Source organism: Pseudomonadota bacterium (assembly GCA_013285445.1).
In the GTDB taxonomy this organism is placed as follows: domain Bacteria; phylum Pseudomonadota; class Gammaproteobacteria; order Xanthomonadales; family Wenzhouxiangellaceae; genus Wenzhouxiangella.
Genome location: CP053448.1, coordinates 584,360 through 603,133, shown reverse-complemented (window position 1 = coordinate 603,133; position 18,774 = coordinate 584,360). Strand labels below are relative to the sequence as shown.

At 59.6% G+C, this 18,774-nt stretch carries 16 protein-coding genes and 3 CRISPR repeat arrays; of the genes, 13 read left to right on the top strand and 3 right to left on the bottom strand.

Going from position 1 to position 18,774, the window contains the following annotated elements:
* Positions 1-35: 35 nt before the first annotated feature.
* The 7 genes from cmr6 to cas2 (HND55_02780) all read left to right on the top strand — a co-directional run bounded on the left by cmr6 (position 36) and on the right by cas2 (HND55_02780) (position 6,144).
* A complete protein-coding gene (gene cmr6, locus HND55_02810; GenBank protein ID QKK01678.1) occupies positions 36-1,136 on the top strand; it encodes a type III-B CRISPR module RAMP protein Cmr6 in 1,101 nt (366 codons plus the stop codon).
* On the top strand, positions 1,133-2,707 hold the full coding sequence (gene csx16, locus HND55_02805) for a CRISPR-associated protein Csx16 (protein ID QKK01677.1): 1,575 nt from the start codon (positions 1,133-1,135) through the stop codon (positions 2,705-2,707). The genes cmr6 and csx16 overlap by 4 nt, the downstream gene beginning before the upstream one ends.
* Before the next feature lie 77 nt (positions 2,708-2,784).
* On the top strand, positions 2,785-3,672 hold the full coding sequence (gene cas6, locus HND55_02800) for a CRISPR system precrRNA processing endoribonuclease RAMP protein Cas6 (GenBank protein ID QKK01676.1): 888 nt from the start codon (positions 2,785-2,787) through the stop codon (positions 3,670-3,672).
* Between the two features lie 90 nt (positions 3,673-3,762).
* Entirely contained in the window at positions 3,763-4,044 is a 282-nt protein-coding gene (gene cas2 / locus HND55_02795; GenBank protein QKK01675.1) for a CRISPR-associated endonuclease Cas2, read from the top strand.
* A gap of 5 nt (positions 4,045-4,049) precedes the next feature.
* Positions 4,050-4,988 (top strand): CRISPR-associated endonuclease Cas1, encoded by a 939-nt coding sequence (cas1, locus tag HND55_02790; GenBank protein ID QKK01674.1) that lies wholly within the window; start codon positions 4,050-4,052, stop codon positions 4,986-4,988.
* Positions 4,985-5,776: a hypothetical protein gene (locus HND55_02785; protein ID QKK01673.1), complete on the top strand. Its 792-nt coding sequence runs from the start codon at positions 4,985-4,987 to the stop codon at positions 5,774-5,776. Before cas1 ends, HND55_02785 begins: the two co-directional genes overlap by 4 nt.
* Entirely contained in the window at positions 5,776-6,144 is a 369-nt protein-coding gene (gene cas2 / locus HND55_02780) for a CRISPR-associated endonuclease Cas2 (protein QKK01672.1), read from the top strand. Before HND55_02785 ends, cas2 (HND55_02780) begins: the two co-directional genes overlap by 1 nt.
* A 39-nt stretch (positions 6,145-6,183) precedes the next feature.
* On the opposite strand, the gene HND55_02775 is transcribed toward cas2 (HND55_02780), so the two are convergent.
* Positions 6,184-7,410: an ISL3 family transposase gene (locus HND55_02775; protein QKK01671.1), complete on the bottom strand. Its 1,227-nt coding sequence runs from the start codon at positions 7,408-7,410 to the stop codon at positions 6,184-6,186.
* Positions 7,411-7,568: 158 nt separating this feature from the next.
* Positions 7,569-9,938: direct repeats of the CRISPR family, unit length 37 nt; unit sequence GCTCGAACACCGTTCCTTGAAAAGAAGGGATTAAGAC.
* 58 nt (positions 9,939-9,996) lie between these two features.
* On the opposite strand from HND55_02775, the gene HND55_02770 reads away from it, so the two are divergent.
* From HND55_02770 to HND55_02760, 3 genes are read left to right on the top strand one after another with little or no spacing between them, the layout of a single operon-like run.
* Positions 9,997-10,308 carry a hypothetical protein gene (locus HND55_02770; protein ID QKK01670.1) on the top strand — a complete coding sequence of 104 codons (312 nt, stop codon included), beginning with the start codon at positions 9,997-9,999 and terminating at the stop codon, positions 10,306-10,308.
* Entirely contained in the window at positions 10,292-10,675 is a 384-nt protein-coding gene (gene tnpB, locus HND55_02765) for an IS66 family insertion sequence element accessory protein TnpB (GenBank protein ID QKK01669.1), read from the top strand. The genes HND55_02770 and tnpB overlap by 17 nt, the downstream gene beginning before the upstream one ends.
* 18 nt (positions 10,676-10,693) lie before the next feature.
* Positions 10,694-12,232 (top strand): IS66 family transposase, encoded by a 1,539-nt coding sequence (locus HND55_02760; GenBank protein ID QKK01668.1) that lies wholly within the window; start codon positions 10,694-10,696, stop codon positions 12,230-12,232.
* Positions 12,233-12,237: 5 nt separating this feature from the next.
* Positions 12,238-13,685: a CRISPR direct-repeat array (repeat unit 37 nt; unit sequence GCTCGAACACCGTTCCTTGAAAAGAAGGGATTAAGAC).
* A 22-nt stretch (positions 13,686-13,707) separates the two neighbouring features.
* Here the strand turns inward: HND55_02760 and HND55_02755 are convergent.
* The gene (locus tag HND55_02755) at positions 13,708-14,751 is read right to left on the bottom strand and encodes an IS630 family transposase (protein ID QKK01667.1); all 1,044 of its coding nucleotides are present in this window, start codon (positions 14,749-14,751) and stop codon (positions 13,708-13,710) included.
* A 78-nt stretch (positions 14,752-14,829) separates the two neighbouring features.
* Positions 14,830-15,221: a CRISPR direct-repeat array (repeat unit 37 nt; unit sequence GCTCGAACACCGTTCCTTGAAAAGAAGGGATTAAGAC).
* 264 nt (positions 15,222-15,485) lie between these two features.
* Here HND55_02755 and HND55_02750 point away from each other — a divergent pair.
* A complete protein-coding gene (locus tag HND55_02750) occupies positions 15,486-15,779 on the top strand; it encodes a hypothetical protein (GenBank protein ID QKK01666.1) in 294 nt (97 codons plus the stop codon).
* Complete coding sequence (locus HND55_02745; protein QKK01665.1) at positions 15,776-16,195, top strand: PIN domain-containing protein; 420 nt, start codon at positions 15,776-15,778, stop codon at positions 16,193-16,195. Before HND55_02750 ends, HND55_02745 begins: the two co-directional genes overlap by 4 nt.
* A gap of 201 nt (positions 16,196-16,396) precedes the next feature.
* Here HND55_02745 and HND55_02740 read toward each other — a convergent pair whose 3' ends face one another.
* Positions 16,397-17,068 (bottom strand): TIGR03032 family protein, encoded by a 672-nt coding sequence (locus tag HND55_02740; GenBank protein ID QKK03963.1) that lies wholly within the window; start codon positions 17,066-17,068, stop codon positions 16,397-16,399.
* Between the two features lie 169 nt (positions 17,069-17,237).
* On the opposite strand from HND55_02740, the gene HND55_02735 reads away from it, so the two are divergent.
* Positions 17,238-18,512 carry an IS1380 family transposase gene (locus HND55_02735; protein QKK01664.1) on the top strand — a complete coding sequence of 425 codons (1,275 nt, stop codon included), beginning with the start codon at positions 17,238-17,240 and terminating at the stop codon, positions 18,510-18,512.
* The last annotated feature ends 262 nt before the right edge of the window (positions 18,513-18,774 follow it).

Below are 18,774 nucleotides of genomic sequence, written 5' to 3'. Positions count from 1 at the left end.
CCGAGCGTAAGACAATGTAACACGTGGGGTACCTGATGTCGATTGCCGCCATTCCCGCCTACCTGAAAAAACACGACCATGCGCTCGCCTCGCCCGCGCTGCGCTTCAGCTTGCTGTTACCGGTCTGGGAGCCGAATTTTTCCGACACTGAAAACGACAACACGCAGGCCTGGAAGCTGGCTTGCCCGCTCAACGCGGCCGATCAAGCCCTGATGGGCGCGCTCGGTGCGCGCCAGGCGGCCCTGCGCGATGGCCCGCTGCAGCGGGAGGGTCTGGCCAGCTTCGATGCGGTCTCGACCGCACCGTTCGCCACCGGTCTCGGCAACGAGCATCCGCTGGAAAACGGGTTTGCCTTCCTGCATCCCTACGGCCTGCCCTATCTCCCCGGCAGCGGCGTCAAGGGGGTGCTGCGCCAGTCAGCGCGCGAACTGGCCGCCGGCCTGTGGGGCGACAGCCACGGCTGGACGATCGATGCCATCACCGCGCTGTTCGGTGCCGAGGATGCCCATGCCGCGCGGCGCGGCGCGCTGATCTTTCACGATGTCATCCCGCAAATTCGCGCGGACAAGCTGATGGTCGAGATCATGACCCCGCACCAGGGCGAGTATTACCAGGGCAAGGCAGCGCCGCACGACTCCGGCATGCCCACCCCGATCCAATTCCTCACCGTCCCGCCGGGCACGGCCTTTTCCTTCCTGGTCGGCTGCAACCCGGCCCTGCTTCAGCATGAAAACCTGGACCTGAGCGACCATTGGCAGAGTCTGCTCGAAGCCGCGTTCGAACACGCCTTCGAATGGCTCGGCTTTGGCGCCAAGACTGCTGTGGGCTATGGCGCGATGCAGCGTCTTGACGACCAGCAGGTTGCAAAGCAACGCCGACACGAACACGCCGCGGTACTGCGCTGCAACTGGGTCGATGAAATGATCGGGAAGCTGGTCGAAAAAAACCGGTCGAGTGCCGATGAGGCACTTCGGGGCAAGGCACTCGCCGAAGCATGGCGGGACATCGAAGACGAGGTGCTCAAACAGCGTGCCCTGGACGACATCCAATCCCGGTGGGAAGAGCAGGGCTGGTGGGATGCCCCACCGTCCAAATCTGCCAGAAGAGTACGCGCCATGTACGACGACTCAGAATGAGCGCCCGGGGCAGCCGCAAGCTCATCACGTTTCTCGGTACCGGCGACTACCAGCCCGCGCTCTACGAATGGCCCGGCCTGGGGCAGGCGGAATCCACGCCGTTTGTCTGTGCCGCCCTGGCGCATTTGTGGCAGCCAGGTCACATTCACGTGCTGGCAACTTCCGAGGCGCGGGCCCGGAATGAGCATCTCTTGCGCCAGGCGCTAAGCGATGCCGGCGTGCCGGCACCTGAATTCTGCGACATTCGCACGGGCCGCCGGGAAAGCGGATTGTGGGACCAGTTCAATGCTTTGATCGGGCTGGTAGGCAAAAAGGGGGACAACACTGACGAGACTGAAGTACTGCTTGATATCACCCATGGCTTTCGAGCCCAGCCGTTTTTCGCCGGTGCCGTGATCGGACTGCTTCAGGCCATTGGCCGCCAGCCCGACCGACTGCAGGTGGTCTATGCCGAGTATCGAGGCGACCAGGGCGTTTCGCGGATCTGGAGCCTGAACCTGTTCGTTGAATTGACCGAATGGGCGCAGGCGCTGAGACTTTTCCTGCAAACCGGCATGGCCGGTCCCGTCCTGGCGCTCAGCCGACGTATCCGGCAGCGGCAGGCGACGCAAGCCCGTCTGGACGGAAGCGAGTTCCCAACCTGGCATCGCCTGGTCGAGGCCATGGCCGATTTTGCCACCGATCTGAGCACAGTGCGAATCGCTGGCCTGGTCACCGGCTATCAGCAGAACCCGCGCAAGAAGGCCGGCGCCGTTGGCAGCGCCAGGCGGCTCCTGCAGGCCATCACGGCCACGCGCACCGAGATCATCCACCGGCTGCCGCCGATGGCCTTGGTGCTCGATGAACTGCAAGCCGTCATTGAGCCACTGACAGCCGACCGACTCTACAGCGACGAGGGCCATGCAGCGCTGCAGGCATTGGCCCGGCATTACCTGCAACTGGAGCGTTATCCGGAAGCGGCCGTGACGGTGCGCGAAGCGATGGTCAACCTGCATGCAGCAGACCGCAACGGCGCGGAAGTCAATCATCCCGGCTTCAGCGAACGCGCTCGCAGGCAGGCTGAACAGAAATTTTCTGTCTCCGGCAATGCCGCCCGGACGATCGCCGATCTTCGCAACGATATCGAACACGGTGGTTTTCGAAGGCAACCCCTGGACGCCAGAGCATTGACCGATCGCATCACCCAGATGGTCCATGACTTCGCCGGCGCGGACTGGCCTTCGACGGAACAGATGACGCCTCGCCAAACTTCGCAGACCCTGCTGGTCTCACGCCACCCCGGCGCACGCGACTGGTTCAGGCAACAGAAGTTGGCATTCGATCGTCAGGTCGAACACCTCGATCCGGCCGAGGTCAACCCGGGCGACATCGCGATCGGTACGTTTCCGCTGCACATCGCCGCTGCCCTGTGCGCGCGGGGCGCTCGCGTTGTGTTTCTCTCGATCGATCTGCCGCCCGAGTGGCGTGGCCGCGAGCTCGACGCACATCAGCTCGCTCAGTGCAATCCATGTCTGGAGGAATTTCGCGTGCAGAAACTCGGCGAGTTTCAATCCCGCACGGCATGTCCATGACAGCCGGCAAACCAGCACCAGTCAGCGGTTTGGTGGCAGGACGGCAATCTCGCCCGGATATCTTCCCGGTCCTCACCGTGGGGCGATATGACCTGACTTTTGCTGCTCGCACGGCCGGCCAACTGCCCGACTGGGCTGGGTCGGCCTGGCGCGGCGCGTTCGGGCACGCGCTCAAACAATCGGTTTGCGTGACCGGCATGAAGGACTGTGCGCCCTGCCCAATGTTCGATCGCTGCGTGCACGCCCGCATTTTTGAAACGCCGCCGCCGACCGGTCAGGGCAAGATGCGCAAGTACACAACCGCGCCACGGCCCTATGTGCTGCTGCCAACGCCAGGGGGCAGAATCGAAGCAGGTCAGACCATGAAGCTGGCGCTCCGGCTGTTTGGATCATCCAATCAGGATCACGCCCTGATCATTCGCGCGCTGGAACGCGCGGCCTGGCGTGGCCTGGGCAGGAACCAGCTTAGCCTGAAGCTGAGTCAGCCAGAGACTTCGACCGTTTCCACGCTGGACGCAGCCCCAGGCAGGGACTTGCCTGAAATTGACGGCGATCTGCACATTGAACTGTTAACACCGCTGAGAATCCGCATTCGTGATCGCTACGTTGGCCCGGCCGACCTGAGCTTCGGCGATTTTTTCTCTGTCCTGCTCCGGCGCATCTCCATGCTGTGCACGTTCCACCAACGTCAGCCCTTCGAGCTTGACTTTCGCGCGCTGGTCGATGCCGCCCGCAGAGTCCACTGGCAGTCTGCAAACCTGCGCCTGACGCCGCTCAAGCGCTATTCCTCGCGCCAGCAGACCGGCATCGACATGAGCGGCCTGACCGGCACCCTGGTGCTGGCCCAACGCGATGCCGCAAGCTTCTGGCCCTGGCTGTGGCTGGGCCAGCACACGCTGGTCGGACGCGGCTGCGTTATGGGGCTGGGCCATTACCGAATGACGACAGTCAAAAGCGCCATCTGAGCGGTCCCATTCTCGCAAGCTTGCCATTTCCCCAGCCTGTTCCGGGTTTGGCCACAATGCAGCCAGTTACAACGGATTTCAGGCTGCGCGATGAACACCGACCGCTACATCACCGCCTACGACATCAGCTCTCCCCGCCGCCTGCGCGGCGCACTAAAGATCCTGCTGGACTATGCCGTCGGCCGCCAGAAGTCAGTCTTCGAATGTGAACTAAGCGCCCTCCACTTCGATGAACTGTGCGAGCGCATGGAAGCGCTGATCGATCCGGCTGAAGACCGCTTCATGATCCTGCCGGCATCCTGCCTGCGGCCCTGGCATACCCTGGGGATTGCGCCGCAGCACGACCATCGTGATTTCTTTCTTCTGCAGTGACCGCAATGCACACCGTCTATCTGGATCGGAAACATGCCAGCATCGAAGTCCAGGGCGACAGCATGCGCGTCAAGCCCGCCCCGCGCGGGTGCGGCAACATACCGCTCAAACTCGTCGCACGACTGGTGCTGCTTGGCGAAATACAGTTGACCACCAGCACCCTGGCGCGACTGACCGACGCCGGCGTCTCCGTGGTCTGCCTGAGCGGCCGCGGTCACAGGCGTGTAGCGCAGTTATGCGGGCCGCCCGGCAAGGACGTTGAACGCCGCCTGCTGCAGTTTCAGGCCGCTGCCAATCCCATCCTATCCACCGCTCTAGCCCGGGAGCTGGTTGCGGGAAAGCTCGCCGCCTGCGGTCGTGAACTGCATGAGGCCGAGGCACGCAGACCGGCAAGGCGGCGGCCGCTGCTTGCCGCCCGCCGAACCCTCGCGGCGCTCCAGGAGGATATTCCGGGAGCCAACCTGGTGTCGTTACGCGGGCTCGAAGGTGCCGGTGCAGCAGCCTGGTTCCGCGCGTTGGCGACGCTGTTTCCGGCCAGTGCCGGGTTCAACGGAAGAAGCCGGCGACCACCTCGAGACCCGGCCAACGCGATACTTTCGCTGTGCTACACCCTGCTCCATGCCGAAGCGGTCGCTGTCTGCCATGCCCAAGGGCTCGATCCGATGCTTGGTTTCCTGCACGAACCACTCCATGGGCGTGAATCGCTGGCCTGCGATCTGATCGAACCATTGCGACCGAGAATTGACGGCTGCGTCGTAAAGCTGTTTGCCACCCGCCTTGTCAAGGCCGAGCACTTTTCGAACGGCGCCGCCGGATGCCGTCTGCGAAAGAATGGACGGCAACACTTCTGGCCTTGGTGGGAGGAGACCGCACCACCATTCCGGCGCTATCTGCGTACCCGTGGCCATGAACTGATTCGAACGCTTCGGGCGCATCAGCCATGAAGCCGCTCTACATCCTCAACGAGTCCGTCCCGCGCATCTCAACGCAGGGTACCGCACTGCGCATCGATTGCGAGCAGCAGGCTCCGGCGGTCATGGCCATCCGCTACATATCCCAGGTTGTTGCACCCGCCACGGCCCGCTGGACTCCGCGTGCCCTGACCCTGTGCATGCGCAGCGGCGTACCCATCGTGTTCGTATCCGATCATGGTCACGTCCTGGGCTTCTTGCACGGAACCGGCAGCCACCAGCGAAGCGGCCTGTTCGATCGGCTGCGTGAACTCCTGGCCCAGCCGAACGGAAGGCGCATTTATAACGTCTGGTGGAAGTCGATGGAAAGTCGCCAACGCTGTCGGCTCGCCGGTCAATTACGTATACCACCGGACCGGCACCGCTGTCGAAGCTTACGGCGCGCCATGGAAAGGGCCCGTCATGCCCGTGCATCCACAACCCTTGTCAAGATGGTGGAGCAGACCTGGAAGCGAGGTCTTTCCGGTCTGGTTGCCGAGCTGCTGGCTGATCAGGGTCTGGACGCGACACGTCGCCGGGCGTTGTGGCCGCAGCTCGATCCCGCCTCGGACCTCATCGCACTTCTGGAATGGTCTTTGTTTCTGCCGAGTCTGCAGGAACTGATACGCGTGCAGGCCGCGCTCGACCGTGGGGATCCACCGCCGATGATTCGCGCGACCATGCTTACCCGCTTCCAGCACCTGGTTCCAGACCTGAGAAGCCGGGCCATCGACGTGCTTCACCGGCTGGACCAGCGCCTGCTCGAAGAAGGTATCGTCTGATGCCGCAGCGTGAAACCCTCTGGCTGGTAAGCTACGACATTGCTGACCCACGCCGACTGGGCCGCGTTGCCCGCTTCATGGAGAAGCACGGCGTACGGATACAGTATTCGGTGTTTGTGGTGCACGAAAAGACCGCATTCATCAATGATCTTTGCGATCGCCTGGCCGAAATCATGAATCACCGGGAAGATGATGTCCGCATCTATCCCATTGCCGCGACCGGCAAATCGGTCATGATGGGCTCGACCTCCGTACCGCCTGATCTCCTGCCGGCCCACCCGGTATTTCGGCAATTGCAACTGCCGCTGAATTTCAGGCATAGTACCCGGACAAGGAAGCCCAACCGGCATCCCCCGGCGGGCGGTTGAAGAAAAAATGGGCTCTTCACTGAATCGTGTGGGTAGCATTCATTTTCGCACCGCCTCCGGGTAGAGATCGAGGCCACCGAGGTGGAAGTAGATCGCAGCCTTGAAGCGCTCCTTGTTTCTGAACCCTCGGGCGTCGCGCTTGATCTTCTGGATCATGGTGTTGAAGCCTTCGGCGCGGGCATTGGTCGCGCCTGTGACCACGGCCGTCAGGACGCCTTCGAGATGAGCCTTGATCGTTCGCGCGACCTTCTTGACCGGCTCCAGGCGCGAGCGGATCGCCCAGTTGTACCAGTCCATCCAGGCCCGACGCGCCCAGCCTCTGACCTGGTAGTCCCACAGGCACATCGCGTGGGTCTTGATTGCCCAGGCCCGGGCGGTTTTGAGGTTGGCGGATTTGAGCGCCTGGAGACGGCCCCAGTTGTTGTCGGTCATGTTGTCGGGATGCTGCAGCCAGAGATAGCGGCTTTTGATCAGGACCGACTCGCCTTCGGCCAGCAAGGCCTTGTGCTCGGCCCGGCGAACCTTGTCGACGGCATCGCCGAGATGCATGGCGACGTGGAACTTGTCGAAGGCGATCTTGTGCACCGCCCCCGGAACATGGGCCAGCGTCGAATCGATGAAAGGGCGCCACATGTCCATCGCTACCGTTCGCAAGCCTGCCAGCGCCTCGGCCGGCTGCGCCGCGTACCAGGCGTCCAGGCTCGCACGCTTGCGGTCGTCGGCGATGTGCAGCACCCGATCGCCGCTGCTGATCACCGTCACATACTGGTGCCGGCGCTGAAACGCCGTCTCGTCGATGCCGATCGCGTCCGGAAAGTCCTGCGTCCGCCGCGCCAGACCCCGCGCCACCGCGCGCTCCTGCACGCCGCTGACCGCCGACCAGCTCAAACCGAGTCGCTCGGCAACCTCCGAGATCGTGCCGATCTTGAGCCAATCGATCACCAGCGCCTCGAAAAGCGCCGTCAGTCGAGAGTTGTTCTCCGCCCACGGCACCGGCAGCTGATGAACGCCGTGCTCGGGACACCGAAGCCTCGGCACCTGCGCGACCAGCCAGGTCTTGTACTGGCAGGTGTCGAGATGCCGCCACTTGCGCTCGCGGGTGTCGTAGCCCGAACAGGCCGCACCGCACTGCGGGCACGCCAGATCCGAGCCGGAGTGCCGAATATGGACCGTCACGCCGGTGCCGGGCAGGTCGACTTCCACCTCGGACACCTCCCAGGGCGCCTGAACGCCGAGAATCTGGCGGTAAAGCTCGCGGTCGTGCATGAAACTGGACTCGAATCGGGGCCAGCCGGTAGCCTATCCGAACCGGTCAACCCACACAAAACCGGGAAGAGCCAAAAAATGTTAACATTTGAAACCATCTGGATTTCGACAATGCCTATGTCAAGCTACCGGAATAAAACGGAAATTCACAGCCAGCGGCTCGAACACCGTTCCTTGAAAAGAAGGGATTAAGACAACCTTGAGAATAATGAGTCGGTCGGGAAGTTGGGGCTCGAACACCGTTCCTTGAAAAGAAGGGATTAAGACGCAATCAGTTCATAGTCCTTGCGGGTCATGGTGCTCGAACACCGTTCCTTGAAAAGAAGGGATTAAGACACTTGTAGACCGGCCAGCCTTCGTCGTCGTCCAGCTCGAACACCGTTCCTTGAAAAGAAGGGATTAAGACAGCCTCGGGATCATCGAACGGGATGCGCTTGCGGGCTCGAACACCGTTCCTTGAAAAGAAGGGATTAAGACCGGTCGAATTGCGGGTTTTCGATGGACAGGTCCGCTCGAACACCGTTCCTTGAAAAGAAGGGATTAAGACGTCGCCTTCCGGGTAAACCCGGTCGGCGACATGGCTCGAACACCGTTCCTTGAAAAGAAGGGATTAAGACCAGCAGCTTGCTGCCAGGCTTTGAGTTGCGAATAACGCTCGAACACCGTTCCTTGAAAAGAAGGGATTAAGACGTATGGCGGCAAACATAATTCATGGATGGCCAGGCTCGAACACCGTTCCTTGAAAAGAAGGGATTAAGACCACGGCCAGATGATAGTAGTTCGGGAGGTTTACGGCTCGAACACCGTTCCTTGAAAAGAAGGGATTAAGACGCCTCGGGTTTTGCCGCTGTCGCTGTCGATGTGGCTCGAACACCGTTCCTTGAAAAGAAGGGATTAAGACGGCTTTGAGTTGCGAATAACGAAGATTCATGGTGCTCGAACACCGTTCCTTGAAAAGAAGGGATTAAGACAATATCTATGGCGTACTTTTTGTGTTTCATGCAACGCTCGAACACCGTTCCTTGAAAAGAAGGGATTAAGACTGATCCCACCCATGAAGTCTGGGTTTTCTGCGGCTCGAACACCGTTCCTTGAAAAGAAGGGATTAAGACGCGGCACTGGCGTCCGATTCGATTTGATCCAGGTGCTCGAACACCGTTCCTTGAAAAGAAGGGATTAAGACTTCACCCATGCGGTGAACTGCGCCTTGAGTTGGCGCTCGAACACCGTTCCTTGAAAAGAAGGGATTAAGACTCAAAGACAGGCGCATCGTCCACGATGACGATGCGCTCGAACACCGTTCCTTGAAAAGAAGGGATTAAGACCAAAAAATGAAACTGAGTACATATCGGGTCTCCGCTCGAACACCGTTCCTTGAAAAGAAGGGATTAAGACTCCGCCGAGCCGGACTGATCGGCCTGCTGGATGAGCTCGAACACCGTTCCTTGAAAAGAAGGGATTAAGACGTCAGCCGGCCCATCGCATCACTGACCTTGTAGAGCTCGAACACCGTTCCTTGAAAAGAAGGGATTAAGACGAACGAAATTTTTCCGGTTGGCGCCGCGATAGGCGCTCGAACACCGTTCCTTGAAAAGAAGGGATTAAGACTGATGCTGCCGTTGGTTTGCGCGCTACGAGCTGCTCGAACACCGTTCCTTGAAAAGAAGGGATTAAGACGCTTTAGCTTCTGATCGAATGCCCATGAGATTGCGCTCGAACACCGTTCCTTGAAAAGAAGGGATTAAGACTCTCTTGCTGCGTCAATATCTATGGCGTACTTTGCTCGAACACCGTTCCTTGAAAAGAAGGGATTAAGACGTCGGCCCACCGTGGCGGTTCTGGTAAACCTGGGCTCGAACACCGTTCCTTGAAAAGAAGGGATTAAGACACGGTCGGGTAGCGGTAATGGCGCGTTACATGCGCTCGAACACCGTTCCTTGAAAAGAAGGGATTAAGACCCTGATCGTCAGGGACGATTTCAAAGCATGGCGCAGGCTCGAACACCGTTCCTTGAAAAGAAGGGATTAAGACGGAATAACGACGATTCATTGGCTTGGTCCTCTTGCGCTCGAACACCGTTCCTTGAAAAGAAGGGATTAAGACGTTTTGCCGCTGTCGATGTGTGTCGTCAATTCAAGCTCGAACACCGTTCCTTGAAAAGAAGGGATTAAGACAGCGGCGAGCATGTCGCCTTCCGGGTAAACCCGGTGCTCGAACACCGTTCCTTGAAAAGAAGGGATTAAGACGCGCTCGGCGCAGGACAGTTCTTCGATGCGGGGGCTCGAACACCGTTCCTTGAAAAGAAGGGATTAAGACCATGTTTGCCCTCAAAACTTTTGCCCCGGTAGCGCTCGAACACCGTTCCTTGAAAAGAAGGGATTAAGACTTAGTCGTGATGACTACTTCGTCGGAGCCCTCGGTGCTCGAACACCGTTCCTTGAAAAGAAGGGATTAAGACGCCGCACCGCCGCGGGAATCCTTGGGGCAGTCAGCTCGAACACCGTAAGCGCCTACGAACCGACACTCTTCTCAACGACGCATAGATCACTATGCTGATTCCATCGATTTTCAGGATGGAGCAAGCAAGTGAGCAGACGTTACCTCAAAGCCGATCAGTGGCGAGAGCTGATCGCGCAGCAGGCTGCCGGCGCAGAGTCGGTGGCTGAGTTCTGTCAGCGCCATGGCCTGACACCGAAGTCCTTCTACCGGCGCCGCAAGGCGCTGCGCGAGGCGGATACGCATCAGGGCCTGGTCGCGGTCGCGCCGCCGATGCCGTCTCAGCTCACCGGCCAGATAGCGGTGTCGTGGCGCGGTGTCGCGCTGGAGCTTCCAAGCTCGGCTTGTCCGGCCTGGGTCGCCCAACTGATGCGGGAGCTGGCCGATGCGTCTGTTTCGTGACCTGCCCAAGGTTTACCTGCACCGCGACGTGGTGGACTTTCGCAAGTCCATTGACGGCCTGGCGGCCATCGTCGAGCAGCAGATGGCCCTGGATCCGTTCGCCGATGCGCTGTACGTGTTCTGCAACCGCCACCGCGACCGGCTCAAGGTGCTCTACTGGGACCAGACCGGCTTTTGCCTCTGGTACAAGCGCCTGGAGAAGGCGAAGTTCCAGTGGCCGCGCAAGCATGCCGACGGCGTGATCCGCTGGGGCGAGCGTGAGTTCAACTGGCTGCTCGAGGGTTTTGATGTGATGCGCATGCAGGGCCATCAACAACTGCACTTTTCGGCCACTAATTCGTTGATTGGTGGTGCTTCATGCTATTGATTATGCTATACTTTCTGCATGTCGTCGGCCGTCAACAAAGCCTCTGTTGCAGATCCCTCAACGGCCGATCAGATCGCCGCTCTCCAGGCGCAGCTGGCCAGCCAGCAGGCAACCCTCGAGGCGCGCGAAGCGCGCATTCATCAGCTCGAAGAGATCATCCGCACTTTCCAGCGCAAGACCTTTGCCGGCACCAGCGAGCAGGCCAGTGCAGATCAGCTGGGCCTGTTCAACGAAGCCGAGGAGATCGCGGCAAGCGAGCCCCCCGAGGTCGCTGTCAAGCCGCACTCTCGCCAGCGTCGGGGCCGGCCGGCCCTGCCGCCGGAGCTGCCGCGCGAGGAAGTCATTCACGACCTGCCCGAGGCCGACAAGGTCTGTCCGCACGATGGTGCGGTTCTGGAGCGCATCGGCGAGGAGACCTCCGAGCAGCTCGATATCATTCCGGCGAGCGTCAAGGTCATCCGCCACGTCCGGCTGAAGTACGCCTGCCCCTGCTGCGAAGGGCATGTGGCCACCGCCACCAAGCCCGCCCAGCCGCTGGGCAAGTCGATGGCCGCACCGGGCCTGCTGGCCTACATCGCCACGGCCAAGTACGTCGACGCCCTGCCGCTGTACCGACAGATTCAGCAGTTCGCGCGGCTGGGCGTCGAGCTCGACCGCACCACCCTGGCCAACTGGATGATCCGCTGCGGCAAGCTGGTCCAGCCCCTGATCAATCGTCTGACCGAGCAGATCCTCGAAGCCCCGGTCATCGGCATGGACGAGACCACCGTCCAGGTCCTCGACGAACCCGGCAAGCCGGCACGAAGCAACAGCTACATGTGGGTCATGGGATCTGGCCCACCAGGGCAGCGGCTGCGGGTCTATCACTACGAAGCCAGTCGTGCCGGCGATGTGCCCGTGGCGCGCCTGGAAGGCTTCTCCGGTGCCCTGATGGCCGACGCCTATTCCGGCTATGGCGCGGCCTGTCGAGACCATGGCATCACCCGTCTGGGCTGCTGGGCCCATGCCCGGCGCAAGTTCTTCGATGCCGCCAAGCTCCAGCCAAAGGGCAAGATCGGACGCCCGGATCAGGCCCTGGCGCTGATCGGCAAGCTCTACCGGATCGAGCGCGAAGCCCAGGCGCTGAACCCGACCGAGCGCCACCGCTTGCGCCAGGACAAGTCACAGCCCGTCATCGACCAGCTGAACGCCTGGTTGACCACGACACTGCCGCGTGTCGCGCCAAAGACCAAGCTGGGCGAAGCGCTTCAGTACCTGCACAACCAATGGCCAGCGCTGGTGCGCTACCTCGACGATGGCCGCTACCCGATCGACAACAACGCCATCGAAAACGCCATCCGGCCGTTCGCCATCGGCCGCAAGAACTGGCTGTTCTCCAAGTCACCAGCGGGCGCTCGCGCCAGCGCCAACCTCTACAGCCTGATCGAAACCGCCAAGGGCCACGCCATCGAGCCCTATGCCTACCTGCGTCAGGTTTTTCAAGAGCTGCCACTGGCCGAAACCATCGACGATATTGACGCATTACTGCCGGGCAACGTCAAGGGTGGGGATTTGTAGGCGCTTACCGAACACCGTTCCTTGAAAAGAAGGGATTAAGACCGACTGTGCTGCGATGTTTCTTGATCGCCTTGCTCGAACACCGTTCCTTGAAAAGAAGGGATTAAGACCTCACGCTCGTCGCGGGGCTCGACGGTGAAAAGGAGCTCGAACACCGTTCCTTGAAAAGAAGGGATTAAGACCGAGTCAAACGTCAACAGCTCCCGGAGCTTGTCGCTCGAACACCGTTCCTTGAAAAGAAGGGATTAAGACATCGGCCTCAGGGAATACCCTGTCTGCAATGTGGCTCGAACACCGTTCCTTGAAAAGAAGGGATTAAGACCCGTTGAAGACGGCCAGATCGGCGATTTTTTCGGCGCTCGAACACCGTTCCTTGAAAAGAAGGGATTAAGACGAACGATTCCCGTACATATACGGGCAGGACGTTATTGCTCGAACACCGTTCCTTGAAAAGAAGGGATTAAGACGATTCCAGGTCTACCACGCCGGCGGCTTGCTGCGGCTCGAACACCGTTCCTTGAAAAGAAGGGATTAAGACGCTGGTGTCGAGAGCGGGGCGCTCATCGGTTCCGCTCGAACACCGTTCCTTGAAAAGAAGGGATTAAGACCCTGAGTACGCGGATATGTTTCTGCCTCACTTTGCGCTCGAACACCGTTCCTTGAAAAGAAGGGATTAAGACAGACGGCCAGGTCGGCAATCTGTTCGGCCCGCTCGCTCGAACACCGTTCCTTGAAAAGAAGGGATTAAGACGCCCGCCTGGAACCGGATGGCGGCTACCGCATCGCTCGAACACCGTTCCTTGAAAAGAAGGGATTAAGACCCAGTCCGGCAAGCGCCTTAATGGCCTGAGCCTGCTCGAACACCGTTCCTTGAAAAGAAGGGATTAAGACTTCGTCGTTGGTTTGTTTGTGACAGTGTGAACGCTCGAACACCGTTCCTTGAAAAGAAGGGATTAAGACGGGCAGGCAGGACGCGATCGCCGTTGTCGCCCCAGCTCGAACACCGTTCCTTGAAAAGAAGGGATTAAGACAGCTTGGAGAGATTCGCCGGCGTATGTGTCGCGGCTCGAACACCGTTCCTTGAAAAGAAGGGATTAAGACGAAGAGCTCTGCGAGCGTCTGCGGCAGCCATGAGCTCGAACACCGTTCCTTGAAAAGAAGGGATTAAGACCATGGTCGTGGTCCTCGTTTGTGCCAATTAGGGGCGCTCGAACACCGTTCCTTGAAAAGAAGGGATTAAGACTCCTGCTGGCGATTGCCGCCATGATGGTATCGGGCTCGAACACCGTTCCTTGAAAAGAAGGGATTAAGACGGGCTGTGGCGGCTTTGATTTGCATTGATTTGTGCTCGAACACCGTTCCTTGAAAAGAAGGGATTAAGACCAAATTCTCGCGTACTTTACGCATGGCCCTACTGCTCGAACACCGTTCCTTGAAAAGAAGGGATTATTAACCCGGCGGATAAGTAGAAATGCTCAAGCACAGGCTGCATATTGAATGGGCTCGGCTTGGAAGTACTTTATAACTCGCCCGGGCAGTTTCTGCAGTTTCCTCAGATGAGCGATTGTCTTTGCCTTCAGTTCCTTTTTGCTTCTGGCCGGCAGCCTACCATGGACGCCGGCCTTGAGATCACAATTGAGATATTCGTCTGGGTTTAGTTCCGGCGAATAGGAAGGCAGGTAGAAGACCTCGATTTCATCCTTGTGCTCGGCAAGCCAGGCTTTGACGACCTTGGCGTGATGAACCCGCAGGTTATCGAGAATCAGAAAGACTTTGCGTTTCGCGTCTCTAATCAGGCGCTTCATGAAGTCAATCAGGATGTCTGCATTCATGGTCCCATCGAACATCCGGAACCGAACCTTGCCCTGGTTAGTGACCGCAGAGATCAGGTTGATGGACTCACGCTTGGCATTCAGGCGAAGAACGGGTGTTTTGCCCTTGGGCGCATAGCCCCGAACATGTTGACTGTCGCTGCGAAGCCCCGTCTCATCGCCCCAGTAAATCTCAGCTTTCTCAGCCTTGGCGCGAGCATGAATGGCCGGATATTCGTCGTCCAGCCACTGCTTCACTTCAGCAGGACGCTGCTCGTAGGCCTGTTTCTTGGGCTTCTGGACCGTAAAACCCCAGCGCTTGAGATAGTCGCCCACAGTACGGATTGCCAGCCGGATGCCAGTCTCCTGCAAAATCAACTGTTGTACTGCTTCGCGTGTCCAAAGGGCGTAACTCAGCTTGAGTTGATCCGGCGTCTTATCAATCAGAACCTTCTGAATCTGGTTCTCTTGCTCCTCACTCATGGATCGTCCAGATCCAACCGGGCGACCCTGTGCCTTGGAAGCCCGCAGGGCTTTCATGCCTTCGGCTTGGTATGTTCGAACCCAGCGTCCGACAGTCAAATAGTGAACGCCGACTTGCTCGGCAATTTCACGGTGGGTGTAGCGGCGTTTCTGCCACATGCGGATGGCCTGTTTGCGTTTTTCTTCCTGGACCACCGCAGGAAGTGCGCGGGCATCTTCTTTCATAGCCCGATTATACCTTATCTACTTTCCTGCCGGGTTAATAAGACCGCTCTGGCGGGGCTATAGATAACTTCCGACAGCGCTCGAACACCGTTCCTTGAAAAGAAGGGATTAAGACTTTCACGACGCGCGCGTCATAGGCTGCATCTGACGCTCGAACACCGTTCCTTGAAAAGAAGGGATTAAGACGCCAAGCACGTCGTGTGTTATTCGGGAGTCATAAGCTCGAACACCGTTCCTTGAAAAGAAGGGATTAAGACGCTCGCGAAATGGTGGTCTTGAAAGGTAAAACCGCGCTCGAACACCGTTCCTTGAAAAGAAGGGATTAAGACTACGATAATAACGAATCATAAATCACCTCGTTAGGCTCGAACACCGTTCCTTGAAAAGAAGGGATTAAGACTACACTGGAGGCTGAATTGTAACGACCGCCAAGGCTCGAACACCGTTCCTTGAAAAGAAGGGATTAAGACAGAGAGAAAGCTGTCTGTCATGGTCGACCGGTTTTCCTTGCCGTGCCACTTGATGAGGGGTTGACTCGCGAAGGTATCGGCCTGGTGCTGGAATCCGGTCGGCTGGAACGCGCAGACTGACTCGATGCACCACACGCTGCAATGTGGCGCCTGGATTCAGGGGAAGTCGTGTTCCCCGCGCCCGCGGGGATGAACCGGTGAGGATTTGTCTGAGCTACCCCCCGAAATGTGCTAGCATATACCCATAATTATGGAATTATGGCAATGAAGACAACCCTGGAACTTCCTGACGAACTGATGCGGCGCGTCAAAATCCGGGCGGCGGCCACCGACCACAAACTCAAAGAAACAGTCGAGGATCTGATCCGTCGCGGTCTCGCCGACGCTGAGAACGACGCCGCTGACAGCCCGCTGGTGGCGCTGAAGCAGCGACTGCGCTTTCACGCCGACGGCAGCATGACCAACCCGGATGGCATCGAAGATCCCGCCTTTTTCGAGGCGCTTGACGAAATCCGGGCAGTCGGCCGGGCCGAAAGCCCTCGCGACCCGTTTTCGTGATGCGCCTTCTCGACACCAATATCCTCAGCGAAATCATCCGACCCCGACCCGACCCCGGCGTCATCAACAAACTGCTGGGGCACCCGGCCAGCACGCTCTTCGCCTCTGAACTCACCCGCTTCGAGCTACGCCGCGGCACCTGTCTGCGCGATCACCCCGATCCCCTGTGGCAAGCGATTTCCGAACAGATCCTGCCGATCGTCAACTGGCTGCCGTTGACCGAGCCGATCAGTCTCAACGCCGGAAACCTGTCCGCGCAGCTGCGTCGGCAGGGTATGGAAATCGGCATCGTCGATACCCTCCTGGCCGCCACCGCACTGACCCACGGAATGGCGATGGTCACGCGCAATCTTCGACACTTCGAACGTGTACCCGGGCTGACCGTCGAGAACTGGTTCGATCCGGCAGTCACCTAAGCGGGAAGCCGCGAACCACAACACCCCGCGGTTGAACCAGGCAGCAAAGAAACGCGCCGCCGTCGGGGAAGTTCTGCTCGCCGCGACCGTGGGACCGACGTGATGAACCGGCAGGTGCCGTCAATGGCTTTAAGATCCAACAGCGCCTGATCACCGGTAGAGACCTTCTGAGAGATCACGCCCAGGCGTTCCCAACAAGCATCAAGCCTCACCAAAACGCACCATGTGCCTGATCTCGTCGGTCTTGAAGCCGGGCAGCATCGGCCGGATGGCGCCGGCAATGGCGGCCACGTCGAACAGCTCCTCGACCACGCCCTCGATGCGCAGGTGATGGAGCAGGTCGCCGGTTTCGATGTCGACCACGACGATGCCGCAGCGCGTTTCAGCGTTGCGTTTTTGCAGTTGCTCATCGAGCGCCAGGCCGCTGAACGACTGGTTGCGCGCCTTCGACAACCCGACCAGCGCATACTTGCCGTGAAAGGCCAGCCCGCGCGCGTACCCGGGCACGAAACACAGCGGCTCGAAGGTTCCCTTTTTCAGATCGACGTACCCCAGTTCGCCGCTGCCGGAATTGAGCAGCCACAGCCGGCGTTTGTACCAGCGCGGCGAATGCGGCATCGACAGCCCCTCGCACACCACTTCATTCGTGCGCACATCCATCACCAGCCCGCCGTCGTGGCGATGGTCGCGCCAGCCCTCGGCCACGTCGCTTTGGCTGATCATGCTCACCCACGCCGGCTCGCCCTGGTCCATCGCCAGGCCGTTGAGGTGACAGCGATCCTCGGGCGCCAGGCGGCTGATGAACGGCGGTTTCTTTTCCTGGGCTGGTTTCAAGGCGGTCATTGCGCGTTCCTGATGGCCTTGTATAACCATGGTGCCATAGAGAATCACCGCACGAACCTGCCGCCCATTTGTATCCTTGATCCCCGGATAAGGATCTCCCTGTAAACGAAGAAGCGCACCAGTTGGAGTGATTACGGCACAATGCCGGGTGACAAAACCACTCACTCCAAAGGTGCGCTTGATGGACAGGATAGCGGGAATGCCGGCCAAGGTCGATGTGGATTTCACGGATGCGCGTTTGACGCATCGAGGGGGCTGGGTTTTTCTGGGGCAGATTTTCAGGCGGCTTGGGCTAGGCCGGCGTTTATCCCGGGCGCTGTCGCTCAAGCGTCGTCGTCGCGGAGCTTCGGATGCGGAGATGGTGTTGAGTCTTGTGGCGTCGCAGGTGGCCGGTGGCGGTGCGCTGTCGGACGTGGACGCGCTGCGCTGTGATGACACCTCGCGGCGCCTGCTGGGCTTGAGTGAGGTGCCTGACAGTCGACGTCTGGGTGAGTATCTGAGCCGGTTTGGCGTGGCCGATGTGGCTTCGCTCGAGCGCCTGGTGGGATCGGTTGCCGCCGAGCTGGGGCCTGAGGTGGTGGCCCATGAGCAGGCCAGTCGGGGTTATGTGCCGGTGTTTGTCGATGGTTCGGCCATCGAGGTCGAAGGCCGGCTGTTCGAGCGTTCAGGCAAAGGCTACGACGGCACCCAGCAGTACTGGCTGCACGGGGTGTTCGTGGGTGGTCTGTGGGCGGCAGGCCGGCTGCATCCCGGCGGTGTGTCGGTCACCGCCGGCTGGCGCGAGCAGCTCGAATCGATCCGTGACTGGTTCGGTCCGGACGAAGCGGTCTGGGTGCATGTCGACAATGCTTACTACGACCGGGCATTCGTGGACTTCTGCCATCAGCAGGGCTGGGACTACTCGGTCAGTGTCACCCACGATGGGTTCCGTGCTCCGGTGCTGCGCATGCTCACCGGCCTGTCGGAGTCGGCCTGGACCGATATCGGCATGGGTGAGCAGGCCACGGTGGTCCATCACCGCCCACAGGGCTGGCGTGAGCACGCCTATGTCGTCATCCGCCGCACCCACGATGGCGCCCAGCAACGCCTGAAACCGGCCTACACCATCATTCTCGTCTCGCGCGATGACTTGCCCGTGGGGGAGCTGGTCGCCCGTCATCGCCAGAAACAGGGTCAGGAGAATGCCTTCAAGGGCCCGCTGATCGACTTGGACCTGCATCATCCCCCTTGCCGGGACTTCCATGCCAATCAGGCCTATTATCTGTGCGGACAACTCGCCCAGATCCTGCTCAGGATGCTGCAGTACACCTTCCTGCCCGCCGATAATCGCAAGCACTCGATCCGGCCCATCATCCGCTACTTGATCCATGCGGCAGCCCGGCTGGTCAGGCGGGCTCGCCAGTGGCGGTTGGACTTCGCCAAGACCGCCTTACGCCTCGACTGGCTCTATCACGCCGCCTGTCAGCTCGAGTAGCCGCCTTCGATCCAAGTGAGCCCGCTGACATTGACCGGTTAGCACCGGTCACGGGCAGGTGTTGTCTGCGCGCCGTACAACGCCAGTGATGCATCCCTCAACCACGCCAGCCAGTCGCTCTACAGCAATCATGTCGCGCTCATTGGGCCCTAAAACAAGCTTCAGGACGCTGACGGCCAACTTCCGAAACACTCGAAGCGCTTATCCGGGGATCGAGGATTTGTATCACTCAACCCGCAGCGGTTATGCTCTTGTGTACAAC